This is a genomic window from Streptomyces sp. A5-4, assembly GCF_051131715.1.
Taxonomy (GTDB): Bacteria; Actinomycetota; Actinomycetes; order Streptomycetales; family Streptomycetaceae; genus Streptomyces.
This window is the reverse complement of record NZ_CP178591.1, coordinates 1,031,904-1,053,464: the sequence shown is the minus strand read 5'-3', so window position 1 is coordinate 1,053,464 and position 21,561 is coordinate 1,031,904. Positions and strand designations below refer to the sequence as shown.

Here is a 21,561-nt window from a genome sequence, read left to right as displayed (position 1 = left end):
GCCGGGCCTGTGGTGTGTCATGTGACGTGTCACAGGACGTCGGTCCTGGTGGCATCAGTTACCGGTTGCCGGCCGTTTGGGAGACGCAGTGGACAAGCCGAAGGTCGTGCTGGGGGTCAGCGGGGGAATCGCCGCGTACAAGGCGTGCGAACTGCTGCGACGGCTGACCGAGTCCGGACATGACGTACGGGTCGTGCCGACCGCGGCGTCCCTGCACTTCGTGGGTGGAGCCACCTGGTCGGCGCTCTCGGGCAACCCGGTCTCGACCGAGGTCTGGGACACGGTCCACCAGGTCCCGCACGTGCGCATCGGACAGTCCGCCGACCTGGTCGTGGTGGCCCCCGCCACCGCCGACCTGCTGGCCAAGGCGGCGCACGGCCTCGCCGACGACCTGCTGACCAATACGCTGCTGACCGCCCGCTGTCCGGTGATCTTCGCGCCCGCGATGCACACCGAGATGTGGGAGCACCCGGCCACCCGGAAGAACGTCGATACGCTGCGCCGCCGGGGTGCGCTCGTCATCGAACCCGCGGTCGGCCGGCTCACGGGCGTGGACACCGGCAAGGGCCGGCTGCCCGACCCGGGCGAGATCTTCGAGGTCTGCCGTCGGGTGCTGGCGCGCGGTGTCCGCGAGCCCGACCTGGCCGGCCGGCACGTCGTGATCAGCGCGGGCGGTACGCGCGAGCCGCTCGACCCCGTGCGCTACCTGGGCAACCGCTCCTCCGGCAAGCAGGGGTACGCCCTGGCCCGTACGGCCGTCGCGCGCGGCGCCCGGGTCACGCTCATCGAGGCCAACACCGGCCTGCCCGACCCGGCCGGCGCCGACATCGTCCGGATCGGGACGGCGTTGCAGCTGCGCGAGGCCGTGCTCAAGGCCGCGGCGGACGCCGACGTGGTGGTGATGGCGGCGGCGGTGGCCGATTTCCGTCCTTCGGCGTACGCCGAAGGCAAAATCAAGAAGAAGGACGGCCAGGAGCCGGCAGCTGTCGAGCTGGTCCGTAATCCGGACATTCTCGCCGAGGTTTCGGCGGAGCGTGCCAGGCCGGGACAGGTGGTCGTCGGCTTCGCCGCGGAGACCGACAATGTGCTGGCCAACGCCCGCGAAAAGCTTCAGCGCAAGGGCTGTGACCTGCTCGTTGTCAATGAGGTGGGGGAGCGTAAGACCTTCGGCTCGGAGCAGAACGAAGCCGTCGTGCTCGCTGCGGACGGGGGCGAGACGCTGGTGCCGTACGGACCCAAGGAGGCCTTGGCCGACACGGTCTGGGATTTGGTGACAAGTCGGCTCGGTTAAATCTCGGTGTGGCCCGACGGACTCGGGACGAGCGCCGCCGTGGCCGAAAACCCGGGGAAACTCGACTTTTCGGCCTCTGGTGGGAGGCGATGGTCTTGCTGCACAATGCAGTGCCGCAGATCACAGGCTCCCACGGAGCGAGACACGTGGTCCGGTTGTCGGAAGGGACCGATAAACTGGTCCAGGACCGACGCCGGGCGCAGCTCCCGGCCGGTCCGCCAATGATGAGCCAGCAGCCGCTGCAACCCCAGGGAGCGTTGTGTCCCGTCGTCTGTTCACTTCGGAGTCTGTGACCGAAGGTCACCCCGACAAGATCGCTGACCAGATCAGCGACACGATTCTTGACGCGCTTCTGCGGGAGGACCCGGCTTCCCGGGTCGCCGTGGAGACCTTGATCACTACCGGCCTGGTGCATGTGGCCGGCGAGGTCACCACCAAGGCCTGGGCCGACATCCCCACGCTCGTCCGTAACAAGATCCTCGAAATCGGTTACGACTCCTCGAAGAAGGGTTTCGACGGCGCCTCCTGCGGCGTGTCGGTGTCCATCGGCTCGCAGTCCGCCGACATCGCGCAGGGCGTCGACACGGCGTACGAGAAGCGGGTCGAGGGCGACGAGGACGAGCTCGACAAGCAGGGCGCCGGCGACCAGGGCCTGATGTTCGGGTACGCCTGCGACGAGACGCCCGAGCTGATGCCCCTGCCGATCCACCTGGCGCACCGGCTCTCGCGCCGGCTGTCCGAGGTCCGCAAGAACGGGACCATCCCGTACCTGCGCCCCGACGGCAAGACCCAGGTCACCATCGAGTACGACGGCGACAAGGCGGTCCGCCTCGACACGGTTGTCGTCTCCTCGCAGCACGCCTCGGACATCGACCTGGACTCACTGCTCTCGCCCGACATCCGTGAGTTCGTCGTCGAGCACGTGCTGGGTCAGCTCATCGAGGACGGCATCAAGCTGGACACCGAGGGCTACCGCCTGCTGGTCAACCCGACCGGCCGCTTCGAGATCGGCGGCCCGATGGGCGACGCCGGTCTCACCGGCCGCAAGATCATCATCGACACGTACGGCGGCATGGCCCGGCACGGCGGCGGCGCCTTCTCGGGCAAGGACCCGTCGAAGGTGGACCGCTCGGCCGCGTACGCGATGCGCTGGGTCGCCAAGAACGTGGTGGCCGCGGGTCTCGCCGCGCGCTGCGAGGTCCAGGTCGCCTACGCGATCGGCAAGGCCGAGCCGGTCGGCCTCTTCGTGGAGACCTTCGGCACGGCCACGGTCGACAGCGAGAAGATCGAGCACGCGATCGGCACGGTCTTCGACCTCCGCCCGGCCGCGATCATCCGCGACCTCGACCTGCTGCGCCCGATCTACGCGCAGACCGCGGCGTACGGCCACTTCGGCCGCGAGCTCCCGGACTTCACCTGGGAGCGCACGGACCGGGTGGACGCGCTGCGCGAGGCCGCGGGCCTGTAACCAGCCCCGACCCGCCCCGCCGGTCTTCATGTGTCGGCACGGCCCCGGACCGCACTGGTCCGGGGCCGTGTGCGTGGCGGCGGGTCCCTGGTCTGTCAGTGCGGTCTGGTAGGAATTTGGCTGTGAGCAGCGAAAACGAGCAGCCCGAAGAGGCCCCGGCCGTGGCCGGGGCGCCGGAGCAGCTTGCGCTCATTCGGGAGACTGTGCGCCGGGCGAAGGTGCCGCGGGCCAAGCCGCGGACGTGGCGGGGGGCCGCGCTGGCCAAGGAGTTGCCGGTGGCGCGCGTCGTGGTGAACAAGGGCGTGCTGCATCTCGATCAGTACTTCGACTACGCCGTGCCCGAGGAGCTGGACGCCGACGCGCAGCCGGGGGTGCGGGTGCGGGTGCGGTTCGGGGCCGGGGCGCATCAGGTGCGGGACGGGCGGCGGGAGGGTGGGGGGCTGATCGACGGGTTTCTCGTCGAGCGGCGCGCCGACTCCGACTATCAGGGGGCTCTCGCGGCGCTCGCCGGTGTGGTGTCGCCGGAGCCCGTGCTGAGTGCGGAGCTGTTGGGGCTGGCCCGTGCGGTGGCCGACCGTTACGCGGGGAGCCTGGCCGACGTACTGCAGCTGGCCGTGCCGCCGCGCAACGCCAGAGCCGAGGGGAAGGCCTCGCCGGAGCCGTTGCCGGCGCCCGCGATGCCCGAGCCGGGCACCTGGGGGCGGTATGCGAAGGGCGCCGCGTTCCTGGAGGCGCTGGGGCAGGGCGGCGCGCCGCGGGCGGTGTGGACGGCGCTGCCCGGGGCGCACTGGGCCGAGGAGATCGCACGGGCCGTCGCCGCGACGCTGGCCTCCGGGCGGGGGGCGCTGATCGTCGTGGGGGACGGGCGCAGCGCGGCGCGCGTGGACGCGGCCCTGACCGAGCTGCTCGGCGAGGGGCGGCACGCGCTGCTCACCGCCGACGCCGGGCCGGAGAAGCGCTACCGGCAGTGGCTCGCGGTGCGGCGCGGTGCGGTGCGGGCCGTGGTCGGGACGCGGGCCGCGATGTTCGCGCCGGTGCGGGACATGGGACTCGTCGTCATCTGGGACGACGGGGACTCCAGCCACAGCGAGCTGCACGCCCCCCTGCCGCACGCGCGCGAGGTGCTTCAACTGCGGGCCACGTACGACAAGTGCGCGTTCCTGCTGGGTGGTACGAGCTGCACCGTGGAGGCGGCCCAGCTCGTCGAGAGCGGCTGGGCGCTGCCGCTCGTCGCCGACCGCGAGCGGGTGCGTGCCGCGGCGCCGCTGGTGCGGACGGTGGGCGACGCCGAGCTGGCGCGGGACGAGGCGGCGCGGGCCGCGCGGCTGCCCAGCCTCGCCTGGCAGACCGTACGGGAAGGGCTCAAGAGCGGCCCGGTCCTGGTGCAGGTGCCGCGGCGCGGGTATGTCCCCCGGCTGGCCTGCGAGCGGTGCCGTACACCGGCGCGGTGCGCGCACTGCTCGGGGCCGCTGGAGGCGCCGGACGAGCGGGACCTGATGTGCGGGTGGTGCGGGCGCGGGTCGACCGGCTGGCACTGCTCCGAGTGCGGGGGCAGGCGGCTGCGCGCGCAGGTCGTCGGCGCCCGCAGGACCGCCGAGGAGCTGGGGCGGGCGTTTCCCGCGGTGCCGGTGCGTACGTCCGGGCGCGACCATGTCCTGGACACCGTGCCGGGTCAGCCCGCGCTCGTCGTGAGCACGCCGGGGGCGGAGCCGGTCGCCGACGGAGGGTACGCGGCGGCGCTGCTGCTCGACGGGTGGGCGATGCTCGGCCGTCCGGACCTGCGGGCGGGCGAGGAGGCGCTGCGGCGCTGGATCGCCGCGGCGTCGCTGGTCAGGAGCCAGAGCGAGGGCGGCACCGTGGTCATCGTCGCCGAACCGACGCTGCGGCCCGTGCAGGCGCTGGTGCGGTGGGATCCGGTCGGGCACGCGTTGCGGGAGCTGGCGGAGCGGGCCGAGCTGGGTTTTCCGCCGGTGTCGCGGATGGCCGCGGTGAGCGGGCGGGCGGAGGCGCTGGCGGCGTTCGTGGCCGCGGCGGAGCTGCCGGCGGATGTGGAACTGCTGGGGCCCGTCCCCATCGCGGCCCCCGATCCCGGCAGGCCGCGCAGGCCCGGGGATCCGCCGACGGGGGAGCACTGGGAGCGGGTTCTGCTGCGGGTGCCGCGGGGGAGCGGGGCTGCGCTCGCTGCGGCGCTCAAGTCGGCCCAGGCGGGGCGGACGGCGCGGGGCGGCGGGGAGCCCGTGCGGATCAGGGTCGACCCGCCGGACATCGGGTGAGGGGGCGGGCGCGGGGTGCGGAGTGGGTGCGGGCCCGGGGTGCCTGCGGCGCTGTCCCCTACCCGCCGGCGGCCTTGGCCGTCCCGTTGTACGTGGGTTTCGTACGGCGGGACGGCCGGGGGAGTCGGGTCAGCCGTTGCGGGGGCCCGGGAAGGCGCTGGGACGTGCCTCCCCGCGCATCGACTGGCTGCTCGCCGTCGGCTGCGGCGGCATGGAGCGGGCGGCGGGTACGGCGGGCAGGCCCGGCGGGACCGGCAGCGTGCGGGTCGCGGCGGGCAGTGTCGGCTCCGTATTGAGCTCGGCGTCGACGGGGATACCGGGCTGCGCCGTGCGGCGTGCTCCGTAACGTCGGTGCACCGCCTGCTTGGTGACCCCGAGCGCGGAGCCGACCGCGTCCCACGAGAAGCCCAGCGAACGGTCGAAGTCCACGGCGGCTGTCACCAGGGTCTCGACACTGTCCCGCAGCTCCTGTGCGAGGCGGACGGTCGGGGCGGGTGCCCTGCCGTAGACGACGAAGCCCGCGGAAGGGCCGGAGCGTCGCGGGCGGTAGACGTTGCCGAGCTGCGCGGTGAGGGTGCGCAGCGCGTCCACCTGCCTGCGGACCCGCTCGATGTCCCGTACCAACAGATGCAGGCTGGCCCGCGCTTGGGCGTCGTGGGTGGCGTGGTCGGCCATGAACAAGCCTCTCGAACCGGCGTGGAATAAGGATCGGGCCGCATGTGCGGCCCGTTCTGGTCAATCTCTCTTGACCAACGCGTCACTGGGTGTCTGGGTCACGCTGCGGGGGCGTGTCCGTATTCGGGTGGGGCGCGCGAAGGCGCGTACGCCCCCCGGTGCACAGGCAGGCGCAGGCCCCTAGACTGGTGCGTCTCTTGAATCCGCGCCCGAATTCCACGCCCGATCGGGCACCCGGCTCCCTGCTTTTCCCACCTTCCCGACCGAGAGGCTCGCGCCACCGATGAAGCTCGTCTTCGCAGGCACCCCCGAGGTCGCCGTCCCCGCCCTGGACGCGCTGATCGCCTCCGACCGGCACGAGGTGGCCGCCGTCGTCACGCGGCCGGACGCCCCCGCGGGACGCGGCCGCAAGCTGGTCGCGAGCCCCGTCGCCGAGCGCGCCGAGGAGGCAGGCATCGAGGTGCTCAAGCCCGCCAAGCCGCGCGACGAGGACTTCCTGGCACGGCTGCGCGAGATCGCCCCCGACTGCTGCCCCGTCGTCGCGTACGGCGCGCTGCTCCCCAGGGCCGCCCTCGATGTCCCCGCTCGGGGCTGGGTCAACCTGCACTTCTCGCTGCTGCCCGCGTGGCGCGGCGCCGCCCCCGTGCAGCACGCGATCCTCGCGGGCGACGAGGTCACTGGCGCGTCGACGTTCCTCATCGAGGAGGGTCTGGACTCCGGCCCCGTGTACGGCGTACTCACCGAGCTGGTGCGGCCCACGGACACCAGCGGCGACCTGCTCACTCGCCTCGCCTTCGCCGGATCCGGGCTGCTGCTCGCCACCATGGACGGCATCGAGGACGGCACCCTGCACGCCGTGCCGCAGGCCGCCGACGGCCTGTCCCTCGCGCCGAAGATCACCGTCGAGGACGCGCAGGTGGACTGGACGGCGCCCGCGCTGCGCGTCGACCGCGTGGTGCGAGGCTGCACGCCGGCGCCCGGCGCGTGGACCGTCTTCCGCGGCGAGCGGCTCAAGCTGGTCGCCGCGAAGCCGGTACCCGATCACGCGGGTCTGGCTCCCGGCGAGCTCGCCGCGGCCAAGAAGAACGTGTACGTCGGCACCGGGTCGCACGCCGTGGAGCTCCTCTGGGTTCAGCCGCAGGGCAAGAAGCCGATGCTCGCCGCCGACTGGGCGCGTGGTGTGCGGATCGCCCCGGGCGAGCGCGTCGGCGTGGCGGACGTACGCTGAGAGGGATCGTCCCCCATTCAAGCGGAGCACCTTTTACGTGAACGCCCAGCCTCCCAGCAGTTCCAGCGGCCCCGGCAGTCCCAGTGGCCCCGGCGGTTCCGCCAAGCGCCCGCACAAGCCGCACCGGCGTCCGAAGAAGGACCCGGTCCGGTTCCTCGCCTTCGAGGCGATGCGCGCCGTCGACGAGCGTGACGCGTACGCGAACCTGGCCCTGCCGCCGTTGCTCAAGAAGGCCCGCGCCAAGGGCGACTTCGACGACCGCGACGCGGCGCTCGCGACCGAGCTGGTCTACGGGACGCTGCGCCGCCAGGGCACGTACGACGCGGTCATCGCGGCCTGCATCGACCGGCCGCTGCGCGAAGTGGACCCGCCGGTCCTCGATGTGCTGGCGCTCGGCGCGCACCAGCTGCTCGGCACCCGCATCCCCACCCACGCCGCCGTTTCCGCGAGCGTGGAGCTGGCGCGTGTGGTGCTCGGCGAGGGGCGGGCGAAGTTCGTCAACGCGGTGCTGCGCAAGATCGCCGCGCAGGACCTCGAAGCGTGGGTGGCGCAGGTCGCGCCCCCGTACGACGACGACGCCGAGGCGCACCTCGCCGTGGTCCACTCCCACCCGCGCTGGATCGTCGCCGCGCTTTGGGACGCGCTGGGCGGCGGCCGGGCCGGGCTGGAGGACCTTCTGGAGGCGGACAACGAGCGGCCCGAGGTGACGCTCGTCGCCCGCCCGGGCCGCTCCACCCCCAAGGAGCTCCTCGAAGCACTGGGGGAGGACTCCGGGCTGCCGGGCCGCTGGTCGCCGTACGCCGTGCGGCTGGCCGAGGGCGGCGAGCCCGGTGCCATCACGGCCGTGCAGGAGGGGCGCGCCGGCGTCCAGGACGAGGGCAGTCAGCTCGTCGCGCTCGCGCTGGCCGAGGCGCCGCTGGAGGGCCCCGACACCCACTGGCTCGACATCTGCGCCGGCCCCGGCGGCAAGGCCGCTCTGCTGGCCGCGCTGGCCGCCGAGCGGGGCGCCGCGCTGCTGGCGTCCGAGAAGTTGCCGCACCGCGCCCGGCTCGTGGAGCGGTCGCTGGCGGGCAACCCCGGCCCGTACCAGGTCATCGCCGCCGACGGCACCCGCCCGCCGTGGCTCCCCGGCATCTTCGACCGTGTCCTGGTGGACGTCCCCTGCTCGGGACTCGGCGCCCTGCGGCGCAGGCCCGAGTCGCGCTGGCGGCGCCGCGCCGAGGACCTGGAGGGCTTCGCGCCGCTTCAGCGCGCCCTGCTGCGCGAGGCGTTCACGGCGGTACGGGTCGGCGGAGTCGTCGCGTACGCCACCTGTTCACCGCACCTCGCCGAGACCCGGGTCGTCGTCGACGACGTACTCAAGGGACACGGCGGGCAGCAGACGATCGAGGCGGAGTGGATCGACGCCAGGCCGCTGATGCAGAGCGTGCCGGGTCTCGGCGACGGGCCCGACGTACAGCTGTGGCCGCATCTGCACGGGACCGACGCCATGTATCTGGCGCTGCTGAGGCGTACCGCCTGACGGCGGTTCTCGGTCCGGCCGGCTGCGCCCCGGCTCGTCCTCACGGGCGAGCCGGGGCGGCCACCACACCCTCGGTCCCACGTCCAGGTCCAACGACGTGACCAGCGGGGACCGTACGACGAGGACGTCCAGCAGCACGCCCGGCGCGACCGCGAAAAGCGATCCCCGCGAAGGCCGCCACCGGCAGTGTGCCCAGGACGGCGAAGGTGCCCGCCAGGACCGGCCCCGCCGAGGTGCTCACCGCATCCGTCGCCGGCCCGTAGCCATGAGGCCGCCAATCCGCTCGTACAGGACGGCGGTGGGCAGCGCCCATGGCCTGAACTCCGGGGAGAGTCAACGGACTTGGGTGGCTTCGGGGCTGCCGGGCCGAGTCGTTGTCCTGTACGTCCGAGAGCTTCTGGCTGAGCGGTGGGGCCAGTACGGTCACCACGAGCCACAGCAGCGCCACGGGCCACTTGGTACGGCGCCCGCGGACCAACCGGCCACTCCCTGCCGCCGACGCTCCTGTGCGTCCGCGATGCCCGCCCCATGGGCGCTCGCCGCGCGTGGTGGTCGCCCCGAGGCGCTGTGAAATCGCCAGGACGGCACGAGTCGCCGTGATCCCGGGGGGCTTTGGTCCGTACCGAGGGTGGGAACTGCCCCGGAACATGGCAGGCTTGGGGCATGGCCGCGCAGATCAATCCGAGCATCCTGTCCGCAGACTTCTCCCGGCTCGCCGAAGAGGCGAAGGCCGTCGAGGGCGCCGACTGGCTGCATGTCGACGTGATGGACAACCACTTCGTGCCCAACCTGACCCTGGGCGTCCCGATCGTGGAATCTCTGAGCAGGGCGACGGACATCCCGCTGGACTGCCACCTGATGATCGAGGACGCCGACCGCTGGGCCCCGCAGTACGTCGAGGCGGGGGCGGGCTCGGTCACCTTCCACGCCGAGGCGGCCGCCGCACCGGTGCGCACGGCCCGTGAGATCCGGGCCAAGGGCGCCCGCGCCTCCATGGCGCTCAAGCCGGCCACGCCCATCGAGCCGTACGAGGACCTGCTCCCCGAGCTCGACATGCTGCTGATCATGACCGTGGAGCCGGGCTTCGGGGGCCAGTCCTTCCTGGACATCATGCTGCCGAAGATCCGCCGGACCCGTCAGCTGATCGCCAAGCACGGTCTTGAGCTGTGGCTCCAGGTCGACGGGGGCGTCTCGGCCTCGACCATCGAACGCTGCGCCGAGGCGGGAGCCGACGTCTTCGTCGCCGGCTCCGCCGTGTACGGGACCGACGACCCCGCCGCGGCCGTGCGCATGCTGCGCAACCAGGCGACCGAAGCCACCGCCGCGGCGTCCTGGGCATGCGGCCACTGAGCTACGGCTCGGTGAACGGCGCCCTTCGGGGCAGATCAAGGGCGCGGGCATCTGACAGGATGACCGCGAGTCCAGAGTGTGAACAGCAGTGAGGAGATCGCGGTGTCTGCAATGTCGGCGGGTCGGTCAGTCCCGCGGATGGGACCCGCTGAGCTGGTGCAGGCGGCGGCCATGGCCCGCCGCTTCTACCTCGAGGGCAAATCCAAGATCCAGATCGCCGAGGAATTCGGTGTCAGCCGCTTCAAGGTGGCCCGCGTCCTGGAAACGGCACTCGAACGCGATCTCGTACGGATCGAGATCCGGGTGCCCGCCGAGCTGGACGCGGAGCGCTCCGACGCCCTGCGCGCCCGCTACGGCCTGCGGCACGCGGTTGTCGTCGAATCCCCCGCGGACGCCGCACCGGACGCTCCCGCCGCGTTCCCCGGCAGCACCCTCACCGATCCGGAGAACCTGGGCGAGGTCGCGGCCGACCTGCTCGGCGAGCTGGTGACCGAGGGCGATGTGCTGGGCCTGGCCTGGGGCCGGTCCACCATCCACATGGCGGCGGCCCTGCATCAGCTGCCGCCGTGCACCGTCGTCCAGCTCACCGGCGTGTACGACGCGGGCACCGCGGAGCGCGGCTCGGTCGAGGCGGTACGGCGCGCCGCCCAGGTGTCCGGCGGTGAGGCGCACCCGATCTACGCGCCGATGCTGCTGCCCGACCCGGCCACCGCCGCCGCACTGCGCAACCAGACCGGCATCGCCCGCGCCTTCGAGTACTTCGACAAGGTGACCGTCGCCGCCGTCTCCATCGGCTCCTGGGAGCCGGGCATCTCCACCGTCCACGACATGCTCAGCGACGAGGAGCGAGCGCACTACGCCTCGCTGGGCGTCGCCGCCGAAATGTCCGCGCACCTCTTCGACGCGCAGGGCCGCCGGGTCGGCCGCGACCTGGGGGAGCGGTGCATCACCGTCGAGGCGGACCGGCTGCGGCGGGTCCCCGAAGTGGTGGCGATCGCGGGCGGACTGCGCAAGGCGGCCGCCATCGACGCCGTACTGCGGTCGGGGCTGGTCACCAGCCTGGTCACCGACACCGCCGCGGCGGACTTCCTGCTGAACGAGACGGCTCCCGGGCCGCGGCCCGCACTGAACCGGGCCGACCCGGACGACTGACCCGCGGGCGCGGGGCGCGGGCCGGGGCGGGCCGAACGCCACACGGCCGCGACGGTCTCCCCAGGGGGAGTCGGCGGAACAGACAAGGCGAGTGGCGGCGGCTTGGATGAACATTCACAAAAGGGTCCGCCGGTTCGCCACTTGCCCTTTGTGTCGGTGATGATGGTCTAGGAACCGCAGACGGATCCGACCCCGAACCGGTGTCGGGCCGTGCTGGCTTCCCACCCGCCCATTCCGCAAAACCGCAGGTGAGAGAGCTAGAATGCGTTTCCTCAACGACCTGAAGCCGCCGTACGACCTGACGTACGACGACGTATTCATGGTGCCGAGCCGCTCGGCCGTCGGCTCCCGCCAAGGTGTCGACCTCGCGGCCCCGGACGGCACCGGCACCACCATCCCCCTCGTCGTCGCGAACATGACCGCGATCGCGGGCCGCAGGATGGCCGAGACGATGGCCCGCCGCGGCGGCCTCGTCGTCATCCCCCAGGACATCCCGATCGAGGTCGTCACCGAGGTCATCTCCTGGGTGAAGACGCGCCATCTGGTGCTTGACACCCCGATCATGCTGTCGCCCTCGCAGACCGTCGCCGACGCCCTGTCCCTGCTGCCCAAGCGGGCGCACGGCGCGGGTGTCGTCGTGGACGCCGAGAACCGTCCCGTCGGTGTCGTCACCGACCACGACCTGACCGGTGTCGACCGCTTCACCCAGCTGTCCGAGGTCATGTCCAGGGACCTCGTCCTCCTCGACGCCGACATCGACCCGCGCGAGGCCTTCAACCGGCTCGACGGCGCCAACCGCAAGTACGCGCCCGCGGTCACCAAGGACGGCCGGCTCGCCGGCGTCCTGACCCGCAAGGGCGCGCTGCGCGCGACCCTCTACACGCCGGCGACCGACGGGGACGGCAAGCTGCGCATCGCCGCGGCCGTCGGCATCAACGGCGACGTCGCGGGCAAGGCCAAGCAGCTCCTCGCGGCAGGCGTGGACACGCTCGTGGTCGACACGGCGCACGGCCACCAGGAGTCGATGCTCGCCGCGGTCAGGGCCGTGCGCGCGCTCGACCCGCAGGTCCCGATCGTCGCGGGCAACATCGTGGCCGCCGAGGGGGTGCGCGACCTCGTCGAGGCCGGCGCGGACATCATCAAGGTCGGTGTGGGCCCCGGCGCCATGTGCACCACGCGCATGATGACCGGCGTGGGCCGCCCGCAGTTCTCCGCGGTGATGGAGTGCGCCGCGGAGGCGAAGAAGCTCGGCAAGCACGTCTGGGCCGACGGCGGTGTCCGTCACCCCCGTGACGTCGCGATGGCGCTCGCCGCCGGCGCGTCCAACGTGATGGTCGGCTCCTGGTTCGCCGGTACGTACGAGTCGCCCGGTGATCTCCAGCAGTCCGCCGACGGCCGCTTCTACAAGGAGTCGTTCGGCATGGCGTCGGCCCGCGCCGTACGCAACCGTACGAGCGAGGAGTCGGCGTACGACCGCGCCCGCAAGGCGCTGTTCGAGGAGGGCATCTCCACTTCCCGGATGTTCCTCGACCCGACCCGTCCGGGCGTCGAGGACCTGGTCGACTCGATCATCGCGGGCGTCCGTTCCTCCTGCACGTACGCCGGTGCGAACTCGCTGGAGGAGTTCGCCGAGAAGGCGATCGTCGGCGTGCAGAGCGCCGCCGGCTACGCCGAGGGCAAGCCGCTGCACGCCAGCTGGAGTTGAGGCGGCAGCACTTGCTGAACCGGCCGGTTTCCGTGCATTCTGCGGGGACCGGCCGCGGTGCGTCGGGGGTCCAATATCGGCGCGAGGGAGGGTCGTTGTCGACAATTCGCCGACAGCGATGAATGACTTCCCTACTTCCGGGTACCCGGCCACTTGCGCTTGCACCGGAGAACCAAGGGAGGAAATCGTGTCCATGGCGACCGCAGTCCCGACCGGACTGACCCACGGAACAACGACATCCGATGTGGCGGAGCTGGAACTTCCATATGTGGAGAATCCGGCGGAGGTGGCTCCCAAGGACGCGCGCGAACTGTCGAAGATATTCTTCGAGCGGCTCGCGGTCCTGGAAGAGGGCACCCACGAGTACCAGTACGCGCGCAATACGCTGATCGAGCTCAACCTGGCGCTGGTGAAGTTCGCCGCGACGCGCTTCCGCAACCGGTCCGACCAGATGGAGGACATCGTCCAGGTCGGCACGATCGGTCTGATCAAGGCCATCGACCGATTCGAGCTGACCCGCGAGGTCGGGTTCGCCACCTTCGCGATGCCGTGCATCATCGGCGAGATCAAGCGTTTCTTCCGGGACACCAGCTGGTCCGTCCATGTGCCGCGCAGGCTGCAGGAGCTGCGGATCGACCTGGCCAGGGCGAACGACCTGCTGTTCCAGGAGCTCGACCGGGCGCCGACGACCCCCGAACTGGCCGCGCACCTCGGTCTGGAGGAGGACGAGATCGTCGAGGGGCTGGTCGCCTCCAACGGCTACACGGCCGGCTCGATCGACATGCCGCTCGACGAATCCGGGAACCCGGGCTCCGCGACCCTCGCCGACCGGCTGGGCGAGACGGACGCCGAGCTGGAGATCGTCGAGAATGTCCAGGCCCTCAAGCCGCTGCTCGAAGAGCTCGGTGAGCGCGACCGCTGGATCCTGAGCATGCGCTACGGCGCGGAGATGACGCAGTCGCAGATCGGCGCCGAGCTGGGCGTGTCCCAGATGCAGGTGTCCAGGCTGCTGACGCGCATCACGTCGCGGCTGCGGACGGGGCTCCTCGCCCAGGAATGACTTGTGCGGGAAAGGCCGTGGAGCACGGCGAGTGATGTGCGCGCGTGCGAGTGGTGATTGATGTGGGGCGGTGTCTCCTCCGGTGACGGAGGGGGCACCGCCGTACGATCGTCTCGGCGGCCCGTACGTTGTTCCTGGAGCGCGGCTACCGGCGTACCACTCTGCGCGCGGTGGCCGGGGCAGCCGGGGCCACGGCCAGTTCGCCAGCCGCGAGAAAGCGCCGCGTACCTCGTCCTGGGTTCGCACCCGCGCACGCTGTGAGCCTGAAGCGTCCCGCGCTTTCAGCAGGCCGCCGTGAGCCCGAACATCCCGGCTTTCAGCAGACCGGGGCTTCGGAACCGGGCCCTCGGAAGAGCGGAATGGCTGGGGCCGGCCTCGGCCAGGTCGCCCGTACCTGTTTGCCCTCGGGCAGGGACAGCGCCTCGACCCGCCCCGCGAGCTTGAGCACCATGTGCCGGCCGAACCCGCCGCCCCGGAGAAATCGGGCTCGCGCGGCACCGGCAGCTGGGCGCAGGAGTCGTCCATCTCGACCACCAGCTCTTCCCGGCCCGCGTGCAACCGCAGCCGCCACCAGCCGGAGGTGTGCCGGGCCGCGTTGGCGACCAGTTCAGTGATCACGAGCGGCACGGCGTCGAAGTCCGCCCAGGGGCAGTTCTGGGCCAGATACTCGGCGGCGGCTTCTCTGGCCGTCGCGCTGTTTGCCTGCGGCGAATCCAGGACCGCCCATGTGCGGGTCCTCAGTCATCAACGGCTCGGTTTACCCGCCCTTCACGCATTCATGACCCCCTGCCCCGTCAGGTGGTCACGCCCTGGGCGAACGCGGGGCCCGGCCGTCCTCCGGCGCGGTGGCGCCGCTACGGCACGAAATCCGCCTTCCGCAGCGCTTCGGCCACAGCCTCGGCCAGCACTCCATGCCCTGCGTCGTTGGGGTGGAGGCCGTCCGCCAGGTGCTCCGGTCCCAGCACGCCGAGGCCCGGCAGCAGGGCCAGCCGCGTGTCACCCGCCGTGATGAGGTCGTGGACCGCACTCTCCAGCGCGGTGCGAAGATCGGCCAAGGTGGCGCCCGGCGCGTTTGCCCTCCGCTCGGCGTCGGGGCGCAGGACGGGGGAGACGACCAGCAGGGGAGTGCGCGGATGTCCCTCGCGTACGAGGCCGATGAAGGCCCGTACCGTCTCGTGCAGCAGGGGCGCCGAGAAGGGGGCGCGGGACCAGCAGTTGGTGCCGAATGCCAGGGTCAGCAGGTCGGCGGGGAGCGAAGCGAGCTGCTCCGCGGTGGCGAGCTCGCCGCGGGCGGCCCCCGCGTAGCCGAGGTTGACGGCGTCCAGGCCCAGCGCACGGCCGGCCGTCGCGGGCCAGGCGTGCGCGGGACGGGTGGACCACCAGCCCTCCGTGATGGAGTCGCCGTGCACCAACCAGCGCGGCCGGTCCGGCGCGGGGGCGACGGAGCCGCCGACGGCGCGGACGCCGAGGATCATCGGGGACCGGCCCTCCGGCGGATGGACGATGAAGAGGCCGCCCGAGGAGGGAAGGCCGATGCGTACGACCGCCTCCTCCGCCGGGTCGGTGAAGGACTCCGAGAGGAGTTCACCGCTGTCCCAGAGCGCGAATACATGGGCGAGGTCGTGCAGTGCCTCGTCGGCGGCCGGCACCGTGGCGCGGTAGCGGATCTCGATCGCCGTGGCGTCCTGGGTGGTGAACTCCAGCCGCACGCCTATGGGCAGGCTCGCCCGCTGCACGGTGTCCCACGGCAGCCGGAGCAGATCGGCCGGGTCCGCACGCACCACGCGTCCCCCGTCGCCGCGCCAGGCCACCCCGCGCAGGAAGGGCTGCGGATCGAGCCATGTCATCATTCGCCTCCGATGGCCGATGGCCGATGGCCGGTGTACGGGAATCTCGCAGCCGCCCGCCGTCCACCATGAGTGTCTGCCCAGTGACACACGCTGCCATGGGGAGGCGAGGGAAAAGGCGCGGACGCGATGGCGGCCGACCGCGGGGTCCGCACGACGCCGGGCGCGACCGCGTTGACACGTACCCCGTGCGGACCGGGTTCAACGGCCGCCGACCGCACCAGGGGGCCCGGGGCCGGGCCGGGCAGACCGCGCCGCATCGCACCCCGCGACCGGGGCCGACGAAGCGACGGCGCGCACCCGCGTCCGCGCCCGCCGCAAGGGGGCAAAAAGGATTTCGAAAGGTGATGCGCAACAAAAACGCATCCGTCGTGGTTGTGCGCAATGATCGGCCGCCGATGCGCAAGGTTGCTGCATTACGACCGGGAACTCGCAGCTCGTAGGGTTCACGCTGTACGTGGAGTGGCGGGGACCGCCTGCTCGGCGGTTCCCGAGCTCCGGGCTGTTCAGTCATGCCCGGGGCCCACCGTCGCGGTCGCCGCCTTCCCGATAGGCAGCGATAAGGAGCCACCAAAAAGTGTTGGACCACGGCGCAGCGCCACCCGCCACCCCCCAACCGGAATCCGGGCGTCCGCAGCTCGGCAGTCGGCTGATGCGGCGCAAGCCCGTCGAGCAGCTCGTCTCCGAGAGCGGCCAGGGCGAGGGCGGCTCGCTCCGCCGCTCGCTCACCATGTGGCAGCTGACCATGATCAGCATCGGTGCCACGCTCGGCACCGGAATCTTCGTCGTCCTCGGTGAGGCCACCCCGCTGGCCGGACCGGCCGTCGCGATCTCGTTCGTCATAGCCGGCCTCACCGCGCTCTTCTCGGCGCTCTCCTACGCGGAGCTGGCCGGTTCCATACCGGTCTCCGGCTCCTCGTACTCCTACTCGTACGCGACCATGGGCGAGCTCGTCGCCTGGATCTGCGGCTGGTGCCTGGTGCTCGAATACGGCGTCTCGGTCGCGGCCGTCGCCGTCGGCTGGGGCGAGTACCTCAACGAGCTGCTCGACGGCACGCTCGGCGTCACCATCCCGGACGCCGTGTCCGCCCCGCTCGGTGAGGGCGGCTACATCAACCTGCCGGCGCTCGTCGTCGTCATGCTCGCCATGGTGTTCCTGATGGGCGGCGCCAAGGAGAGCGCCCGGATCAACACGATCATGGTCATGGTCAAGATCGCCACGCTGGTGCTCTTCTGCGTGATCGGCTTCATGGGCATCAAGGCGGGCAACTACACCCCGCTCGCCCCGCTCGGCGTCACCGGGATCAGCGCGGCCGCGGCCACCCTGTTCTTCTCCTACATCGGCTTCGACGCCGCCTCCACCGCCGGTGAGGAAGCCAAGAACCCCAAGCGGGACCTGCCGCGCGCGATCATGCTGTCGCTGCTCATCGTCACCGTCCTGTACTGCCTCGTCGCCCTGGTCGCCGTCGGCGCCATGCCGTGGCAGAACTTCGAAGGCACGGAGGCCGCGCTCGCCCAGATCATGAAGGACGTCACGGGCCACAGCTTCTGGAGCGTCGTACTCGCGGCCGGCGCGGTCGTGGCCATCGCCAGCGTCGTCTTCGCCGTCCTGTACGGGCAGACCCGCATCCTCTTCGCGATGTCGCGCGACGGCCTCGTCCCCAAGGTCTTCGCCAAGATCGACCCGCGCACCGGCACCCCCAAGGCCAACGTGGTGCTCGTCTCGCTCTTCTGCGGTCTCCTCGCGGCCACCATCCCGCTGGGTGAACTCGCCAACGCGACCAGCATCGGCACACTCTTCGCGTTCGCCCTGGTCAACATCGCGGTCGTCATCCTGCGGTACAAGCGGCCCGACATGGCGCGCACCTTCCGCGTGTCGCTGTTCCCGGTCACCCCGATCCTGGGCTTCGCGTTCTGCGGCTGGATGATGTTCAGCCTGCCGGGTGTCACCTGGGCGGTCTTCGGTGGCTGGATGGCCGTCGGGCTCGTGTTCTACTTCTGTTACGGCTTGCGCCGCTCCCGTCTGGCCACCGCAGAGAAGTGATCCACCCGCAGTGCGACTGAACGACCTCGACGAACGCATCGTCCACGCCCTCGCTGAGGACGCGCGCCGCTCCTACGCCGACATCGGCTCGATCGTCGGCCTGTCCGCGCCCGCGGTGAAACGCCGGGTGGACCGGCTGCGTTCCGTCGGAGCGATCACCGGGTTCACCGTACGGGTGGACCCGGTGGCCCTCGGGTGGGAAACCGAGGGCTTCATCGAGATCTACTGCAGTCGCAACACGTCGCCCGCGGCGATCGAGCGCGCGCTCAAGCGGTACCCGGAGATCGCGTCCGCCTCCACCGTCACCGGTGACGCGGACGCGATCGTCCAGGTCTTCGCCTCCGACATGCGCCACTTCGAGCGCGTCCTGGAGCGGATCGCGGGCGAGCACTTCGTGGAGCGCACCAAGTCCGTACTGGTGCTGTCCCCGCTGCTCAGGCGCTACTCCTCGGGCGCGCCCACCTAACAACCCCGCTCGGCCCCCTCAGCCCCGCGCCGACTCGTACACCGGCTGCCACGGCAGCACCTTGAAGTCGCCCGTGCCCGCCTTGACCTTCTCGAACGGGGCGGAGCTCATGCACTTGGGCAGGTTCTGCTTCTCCGCGTCCCGGCCGATCCAGCTGTACCCCAGGCGGTCGTTCTTGCCCTGGTCGTGGACCGAGATGCCGACCCGCTTGCCCTTGTTGGCCTGGTCGGTCTCGGTGATGATGCCCGTGACGACCGCCACCTTGCCGCCCGTCAGCAGGCAGTCGACCTTCCCCTTGGCCCATCCGGACGTACCGTCCGGGAAGGCATGGCGGAAGCTGAACGTGCCGGACGCCTGCTCCGGGTCCATGTTGTCCTTCGCGGCCAGATGGGCGTCGAAGGTGAAGGTGATGTCGTCACCGGCCGGCCGGTACAGCTTGGCGGTGCCGGTCAGTGCGGCCGCCTCGCGCGCCTGGCCGGCGGGGACGGCGTCCCCGGAGGCCAGGGCGGTGCCGGCGGCCCCTGCGGTGACCAGCAGGGCGGCGCCGAGTGCGGCGATCTTCGTGCGGCGCTGGGTGAGACGGTTCATGACGGCCCCTTCGGCGGGTGATGGCGGGTCGCCCGGCGCTGCTGTCCGGACGCCCTTTACTCTTCCGGCGGGGGGCGCCGCGCGCATCGCGCCGAGGTGTCCGTCGGCGCTCCGCCGCGCGGCGGGAACCGGGTCCGCGCCGTACACCTCAAGGCGTACGTTCCGTGCGACTTCCGTCGCCCTTGGTGATCACGCAACGAATCGCCGCCACAGTGCCAAATTGCGCAACGGATCGACGGTCGCTCCGCAACAGTCGTGCCTTGTCCGTACATGTGCACGGCCCGTACCGTCATAGCGTCTCCCTCCCGCCCCACCTGCCCGAGGTCTGCCATGCCGCCGCTGCGTACCGCCCTGCTCCAGAGCTCCGGGCGTCCCGGCTCCGTCGCCGGGAACCTCAAGGTCCTCGACGAGGCCGCGGGCCGCGCCGCCGACGCGGGCGCCGCGCTGCTTGTCTGCCCCGAGATGTTCCTGACGGGCTACGCCATCGGCGCGGACGTGCACCGGCTGGCCGAGGCGGCCGACGGCGAGGCGGCCGACGCCGTCGCCGACATCGCCGTACGCCACGGACTCGCCGTCCTCTACGGCTACCCGGAGCGCGACGGTGAGCAGGTCTACAACGCGGCGCAGCTGATCGGCCCCGACAGCGCACGGCTCGCGAACTACCGCAAGACCCATCTCTTCGGCGGCTTCGAGCAGGAGTGGTTCACGCCCGGCGACACCCCGGTCGTCCAGGCCGAGCTCGGTGGCCTGCGGCTGGGCGTCATCATCTGCTACGACGTGGAATTCCCGGAGAACGTCCGCGCCCACGCGCTCGCGGGCACCGACCTGCTGCTGGTGCCGACCGCCCAGATGCACCCGTTCCAGTTCGTCGCCGAGTCCGTCGTGCCCGTCCGGGCCTTCGAAAATCAGATGTACGTCGCGTACGTCAACAGGACCGGCGTCGAGGGCGAGTTCGAGTTCGTCGGGCTGAGCTGCCTAGCGGGCCCCGACGGCACGGCCCGCGCCCGCGCGGGCCGCGACGAGGAGCTGGTGTTCGGCGACGCCGACCCCGAGTTCCTGCGCGCCTCGCGCGAGAACAACCCGTACCTCCGCGACCGCCGCCCCGGCCTGTACACGTCACTCGGCTGACGCGACCGCGCCCCGCCCTCTTTTCTTTCCGCCCTGCAAGGAGTCCGTACCCCATGACGTCCACGGTGCCCACCGCTGTCCAGCACATCGACGCGCAGCCGCCGATCACCATGTTCGGGCCGGACTTCCCCTACGCGTACGACGACTTCCTCGCGCACCCGGCGGGCCTCGGCCAGATACCGGCGACCGAGCACGGCACGGAGGTCGCGGTCATCGGCGGCGGTCTCTCCGGCATCATCGCCGCGTACGAGCTGATGAAGATGGGCCTCAAGCCCGTCGTCTACGAGGCCGACCAGATAGGCGGCCGGCTGCGTACGGTCGGCTTCGAGGGCTGTGACACCTCGCTGACCGCCGAGATGGGCGCCATGCGCTTCCCGCCGTCCTCCACGGCGCTCAACCACTACATCGACCTGGTGGGCCTGGAGACCAAGGCGTTCCCCAACCCGCTGGCCCCCGAGACCCCGTCGACCGTCGTCGACCTCAAGGGCGAGTCGCACTACGCCGTGACCGTCGACGACCTGCCGCAGGTCTACCGCGATGTCATGAACGCCTGGAATGCCTGTCTGGAAGAGGGCGCGGACTTCTCCGACATGAACCAGGCCATGCGGGAGCGCGATGTTCCGCGGATCCGCGAGATCTGGGCCAAACTCGTCGAGAAGCTCGACAACCAGACCTTCTACGGCTTCCTCTGCGAGTCGGAGGCCTTCAAGTCCTTCCGGCACCGCGAGATCTTCGGTCAGGTCGGCTTCGGCACCGGCGGCTGGGACACCGACTTCCCCAACTCCATCCTGGAGATCCTGCGGGTCGTCTACACCGAGGCGGACGACCACCATCGCGGCATCGTCGGCGGCAGCCAGCAGCTCCCGGTCAGGCTCTGGGAGCGCGAGCCGCAGAAGCTCGTGCACTGGCCCGCCGGTACGTCGCTGAAGTCGCTCCATGACGGCGCCCCGAAGCCCGCGGTGACGCGGATGCACCGCACCGCGGGCAACCGGATCACCGTCACCGACGCCTCCGGCGACATCCGCACCTACCAGGCCGCGATCTTCACCGCCCAGTCCTGGCTGCTGCTCTCCAAGATCACCTGTGACGACTCGCTCTTCCCGATCGACCACTGGACGGCGATGGAGCGCACCCACTACATGGAGTCGTCCAAGCTGTTCGTGCCCGTCGACCGGCCGTTCTGGCTGGACAAGGACGAGGTGACCGGGCGCGACGTGATGTCGATGACGCTCACCGACCGGATGACCCGCGGCACGTACCTGCTGGACGACGGCCCGGACAAGCCCGCCACCATCTGCCTCTCGTACACCTGGTGCGACGACAGCCTCAAGTGGCTGCCGCTGTCCGCCAACGAGCGGATGGAGGTCATGCTGAAGTCGCTCGGCGAGATCTACCCGAAGGTCGACATCCGCCGTCACATCATCGGCAACCCGGTCACCGTCTCCTGGGAGAACGAGCCGTACTTCATGGGCGCGTTCAAGGCGAACCTGCCCGGCCACTACCGGTACCAGCGGCGCCTGTTCACGCACTTCATGCAGGACCGGCTGCCCGAGGACAAGCGTGGCATCTTCCTCGCGGGCGACGACATCTCGTGGACCGCGGGCTGGGCGGAAGGCGCCGTACAGACCGCGCTCAACGCGGTGTGGGGTGTGATGCACCAACTCGGCGGCGCCACCGACGCCTCCAACCCCGGCCCCGGTGACCTCTACGACGAGATCGCCCCGGTCGAGCTGCCCGAGGACTGAGCGGACGTCGACGGGCCTG

The 21,561-nt window shown here is 71.3% G+C and carries 18 protein-coding genes and 1 pseudogene; 14 read left to right on the top strand and 5 right to left on the bottom strand.

Features of this window, described 5'->3' with window-relative positions; genetic code table 11:
* The first annotated feature begins 88 nt into the window (after positions 1–88).
* The 3 genes from coaBC (at position 89) to ACLLJJ_RS04785 (ending at position 5,032) form a co-directional block, all read left to right on the top strand.
* Positions 89–1,291, top strand: a complete 1,203-nt coding sequence (gene coaBC / locus ACLLJJ_RS04795; RefSeq protein WP_434588003.1) for a bifunctional phosphopantothenoylcysteine decarboxylase/phosphopantothenate--cysteine ligase CoaBC — start codon at positions 89–91, stop codon at positions 1,289–1,291.
* Positions 1,292–1,550: 259 nt separating this feature from the next.
* The gene (gene metK, locus ACLLJJ_RS04790; protein WP_434588002.1) at positions 1,551–2,759 is read left to right on the top strand and encodes a methionine adenosyltransferase; all 1,209 of its coding nucleotides are present in this window, start codon (positions 1,551–1,553) and stop codon (positions 2,757–2,759) included.
* 122 nt (positions 2,760–2,881) lie between these two features.
* Positions 2,882–5,032 (top strand): primosomal protein N', encoded by a 2,151-nt coding sequence (locus ACLLJJ_RS04785; protein ID WP_434588001.1) that lies wholly within the window; start codon positions 2,882–2,884, stop codon positions 5,030–5,032.
* 129 nt (positions 5,033–5,161) lie between these two features.
* Here the strand turns inward: ACLLJJ_RS04785 and ACLLJJ_RS04780 are convergent, their stop codons facing one another.
* Positions 5,162–5,707 carry a hypothetical protein gene (locus ACLLJJ_RS04780; protein ID WP_434588000.1) on the bottom strand — a complete coding sequence of 182 codons (546 nt, stop codon included), beginning with the start codon at positions 5,705–5,707 and terminating at the stop codon, positions 5,162–5,164.
* A gap of 283 nt (positions 5,708–5,990) precedes the next feature.
* On the opposite strand from ACLLJJ_RS04780, the gene fmt reads away from it, so the two are divergent.
* Positions 5,991–6,935, top strand: coding sequence for a methionyl-tRNA formyltransferase (fmt, locus tag ACLLJJ_RS04775; protein WP_434587999.1), 945 nt, complete (start codon positions 5,991–5,993; stop codon positions 6,933–6,935).
* Between the two features lie 37 nt (positions 6,936–6,972).
* Positions 6,973–8,457 carry an RsmB/NOP family class I SAM-dependent RNA methyltransferase gene (locus ACLLJJ_RS04770; RefSeq protein WP_434587998.1) on the top strand — a complete coding sequence of 495 codons (1,485 nt, stop codon included), beginning with the start codon at positions 6,973–6,975 and terminating at the stop codon, positions 8,455–8,457.
* A 15-nt stretch (positions 8,458–8,472) separates the two neighbouring features.
* On the opposite strand, the pseudogene ACLLJJ_RS04765 reads toward ACLLJJ_RS04770, so the two are convergent.
* A pseudogene (locus ACLLJJ_RS04765) lies at positions 8,473–8,710 on the bottom strand (MMPL family transporter); the annotation flags it as partial.
* 410 nt (positions 8,711–9,120) lie between these two features.
* On the opposite strand from ACLLJJ_RS04765, the gene rpe reads away from it, so the two are divergent.
* The 5 genes from rpe (at position 9,121) to ACLLJJ_RS04740 (ending at position 14,338) form a co-directional block, all read left to right on the top strand.
* Positions 9,121–9,807 (top strand): ribulose-phosphate 3-epimerase, encoded by a 687-nt coding sequence (gene rpe, locus ACLLJJ_RS04760; RefSeq protein ID WP_434587997.1) that lies wholly within the window; start codon positions 9,121–9,123, stop codon positions 9,805–9,807.
* Between the two features lie 78 nt (positions 9,808–9,885).
* Positions 9,886–10,959 (top strand): sugar-binding transcriptional regulator, encoded by a 1,074-nt coding sequence (locus tag ACLLJJ_RS04755; protein WP_434587996.1) that lies wholly within the window; start codon positions 9,886–9,888, stop codon positions 10,957–10,959.
* Between the two features lie 262 nt (positions 10,960–11,221).
* Complete coding sequence (locus ACLLJJ_RS04750; RefSeq protein WP_434587995.1) at positions 11,222–12,664, top strand: GuaB1 family IMP dehydrogenase-related protein; 1,443 nt, start codon at positions 11,222–11,224, stop codon at positions 12,662–12,664.
* Between the two features lie 187 nt (positions 12,665–12,851).
* The gene (locus tag ACLLJJ_RS04745) at positions 12,852–13,724 is read left to right on the top strand and encodes a SigB/SigF/SigG family RNA polymerase sigma factor (RefSeq protein ID WP_434587994.1); all 873 of its coding nucleotides are present in this window, start codon (positions 12,852–12,854) and stop codon (positions 13,722–13,724) included.
* 107 nt (positions 13,725–13,831) lie between these two features.
* A complete protein-coding gene (locus tag ACLLJJ_RS04740; protein ID WP_434600302.1) occupies positions 13,832–14,338 on the top strand; it encodes a TetR family transcriptional regulator in 507 nt (168 codons plus the stop codon).
* Positions 14,339–14,578: 240 nt separating this feature from the next.
* Here the strand turns inward: ACLLJJ_RS04740 and ACLLJJ_RS04735 are convergent, their stop codons facing one another.
* Positions 14,579–15,571 (bottom strand): GDSL-type esterase/lipase family protein, encoded by a 993-nt coding sequence (locus ACLLJJ_RS04735; RefSeq protein WP_434587993.1) that lies wholly within the window; start codon positions 15,569–15,571, stop codon positions 14,579–14,581.
* Positions 15,571–15,831, bottom strand: a complete 261-nt coding sequence (locus tag ACLLJJ_RS04730) for an SDR family oxidoreductase (RefSeq protein WP_434587992.1) — start codon at positions 15,829–15,831, stop codon at positions 15,571–15,573. Before ACLLJJ_RS04730 ends, ACLLJJ_RS04735 begins: the two co-directional genes overlap by 1 nt.
* A gap of 317 nt (positions 15,832–16,148) precedes the next feature.
* Between ACLLJJ_RS04730 and ACLLJJ_RS04725 the strand changes: the two genes are divergently transcribed.
* Together ACLLJJ_RS04725 and ACLLJJ_RS04720 are read left to right on the top strand one after the other, a co-directional pair.
* A complete protein-coding gene (locus ACLLJJ_RS04725; RefSeq protein WP_434587991.1) occupies positions 16,149–17,615 on the top strand; it encodes an amino acid permease in 1,467 nt (488 codons plus the stop codon).
* Positions 17,616–17,625: 10 nt separating this feature from the next.
* On the top strand, positions 17,626–18,081 hold the full coding sequence (locus ACLLJJ_RS04720; protein WP_434587990.1) for an Lrp/AsnC family transcriptional regulator: 456 nt from the start codon (positions 17,626–17,628) through the stop codon (positions 18,079–18,081).
* A gap of 18 nt (positions 18,082–18,099) precedes the next feature.
* Here the strand turns inward: ACLLJJ_RS04720 and ACLLJJ_RS04715 are convergent, their stop codons facing one another.
* Positions 18,100–18,669, bottom strand: coding sequence for a Repetin (locus ACLLJJ_RS04715; protein WP_434587989.1), 570 nt, complete (start codon positions 18,667–18,669; stop codon positions 18,100–18,102).
* Between the two features lie 330 nt (positions 18,670–18,999).
* Here ACLLJJ_RS04715 and ACLLJJ_RS04710 point away from each other — a divergent pair, with 330 nt between their 5' ends.
* Both ACLLJJ_RS04710 and ACLLJJ_RS04705 read left to right on the top strand, forming a co-directional pair.
* A complete protein-coding gene (locus tag ACLLJJ_RS04710) occupies positions 19,000–19,797 on the top strand; it encodes a carbon-nitrogen hydrolase family protein (protein WP_434587988.1) in 798 nt (265 codons plus the stop codon).
* A 53-nt stretch (positions 19,798–19,850) separates the two neighbouring features.
* Complete coding sequence (locus ACLLJJ_RS04705; RefSeq protein WP_434587987.1) at positions 19,851–21,542, top strand: flavin monoamine oxidase family protein; 1,692 nt, start codon at positions 19,851–19,853, stop codon at positions 21,540–21,542.
* The last annotated feature ends 19 nt before the right edge of the window (positions 21,543–21,561 follow it).

Excerpts from the sequence above, each read along its gene's own strand:
- fmt (WP_434587999.1), top strand. The coding sequence starts at position 5,991 with ATGAAGCTCGTCTTCGCAGGCACCCCCGAGGTCGCCGTCCCCGCCCTG.
- ACLLJJ_RS04735 (WP_434587993.1), bottom strand. The coding sequence starts at position 15,571 with ATGACATGGCTCGATCCGCAGCCCTTCCTGCGCGGGGTGGCCTGGCGC.
- ACLLJJ_RS04750 (WP_434587995.1), top strand. The coding sequence starts at position 11,222 with ATGCGTTTCCTCAACGACCTGAAGCCGCCGTACGACCTGACGTACGAC.
- rpe (WP_434587997.1), top strand. The coding sequence starts at position 9,121 with ATGGCCGCGCAGATCAATCCGAGCATCCTGTCCGCAGACTTCTCCCGG.
- ACLLJJ_RS04710 (WP_434587988.1), top strand. The coding sequence starts at position 19,000 with ATGCCGCCGCTGCGTACCGCCCTGCTCCAGAGCTCCGGGCGTCCCGGC.
- ACLLJJ_RS04730 (WP_434587992.1), bottom strand. The coding sequence starts at position 15,831 with ATGCGGCGCGGTCTGCCCGGCCCGGCCCCGGGCCCCCTGGTGCGGTCG.
- ACLLJJ_RS04705 (WP_434587987.1), top strand. The coding sequence starts at position 19,851 with ATGACGTCCACGGTGCCCACCGCTGTCCAGCACATCGACGCGCAGCCG.
- ACLLJJ_RS04715 (WP_434587989.1), bottom strand. The coding sequence starts at position 18,669 with ATGAACCGTCTCACCCAGCGCCGCACGAAGATCGCCGCACTCGGCGCC.
- ACLLJJ_RS04780 (WP_434588000.1), bottom strand. The coding sequence starts at position 5,707 with ATGGCCGACCACGCCACCCACGACGCCCAAGCGCGGGCCAGCCTGCAT.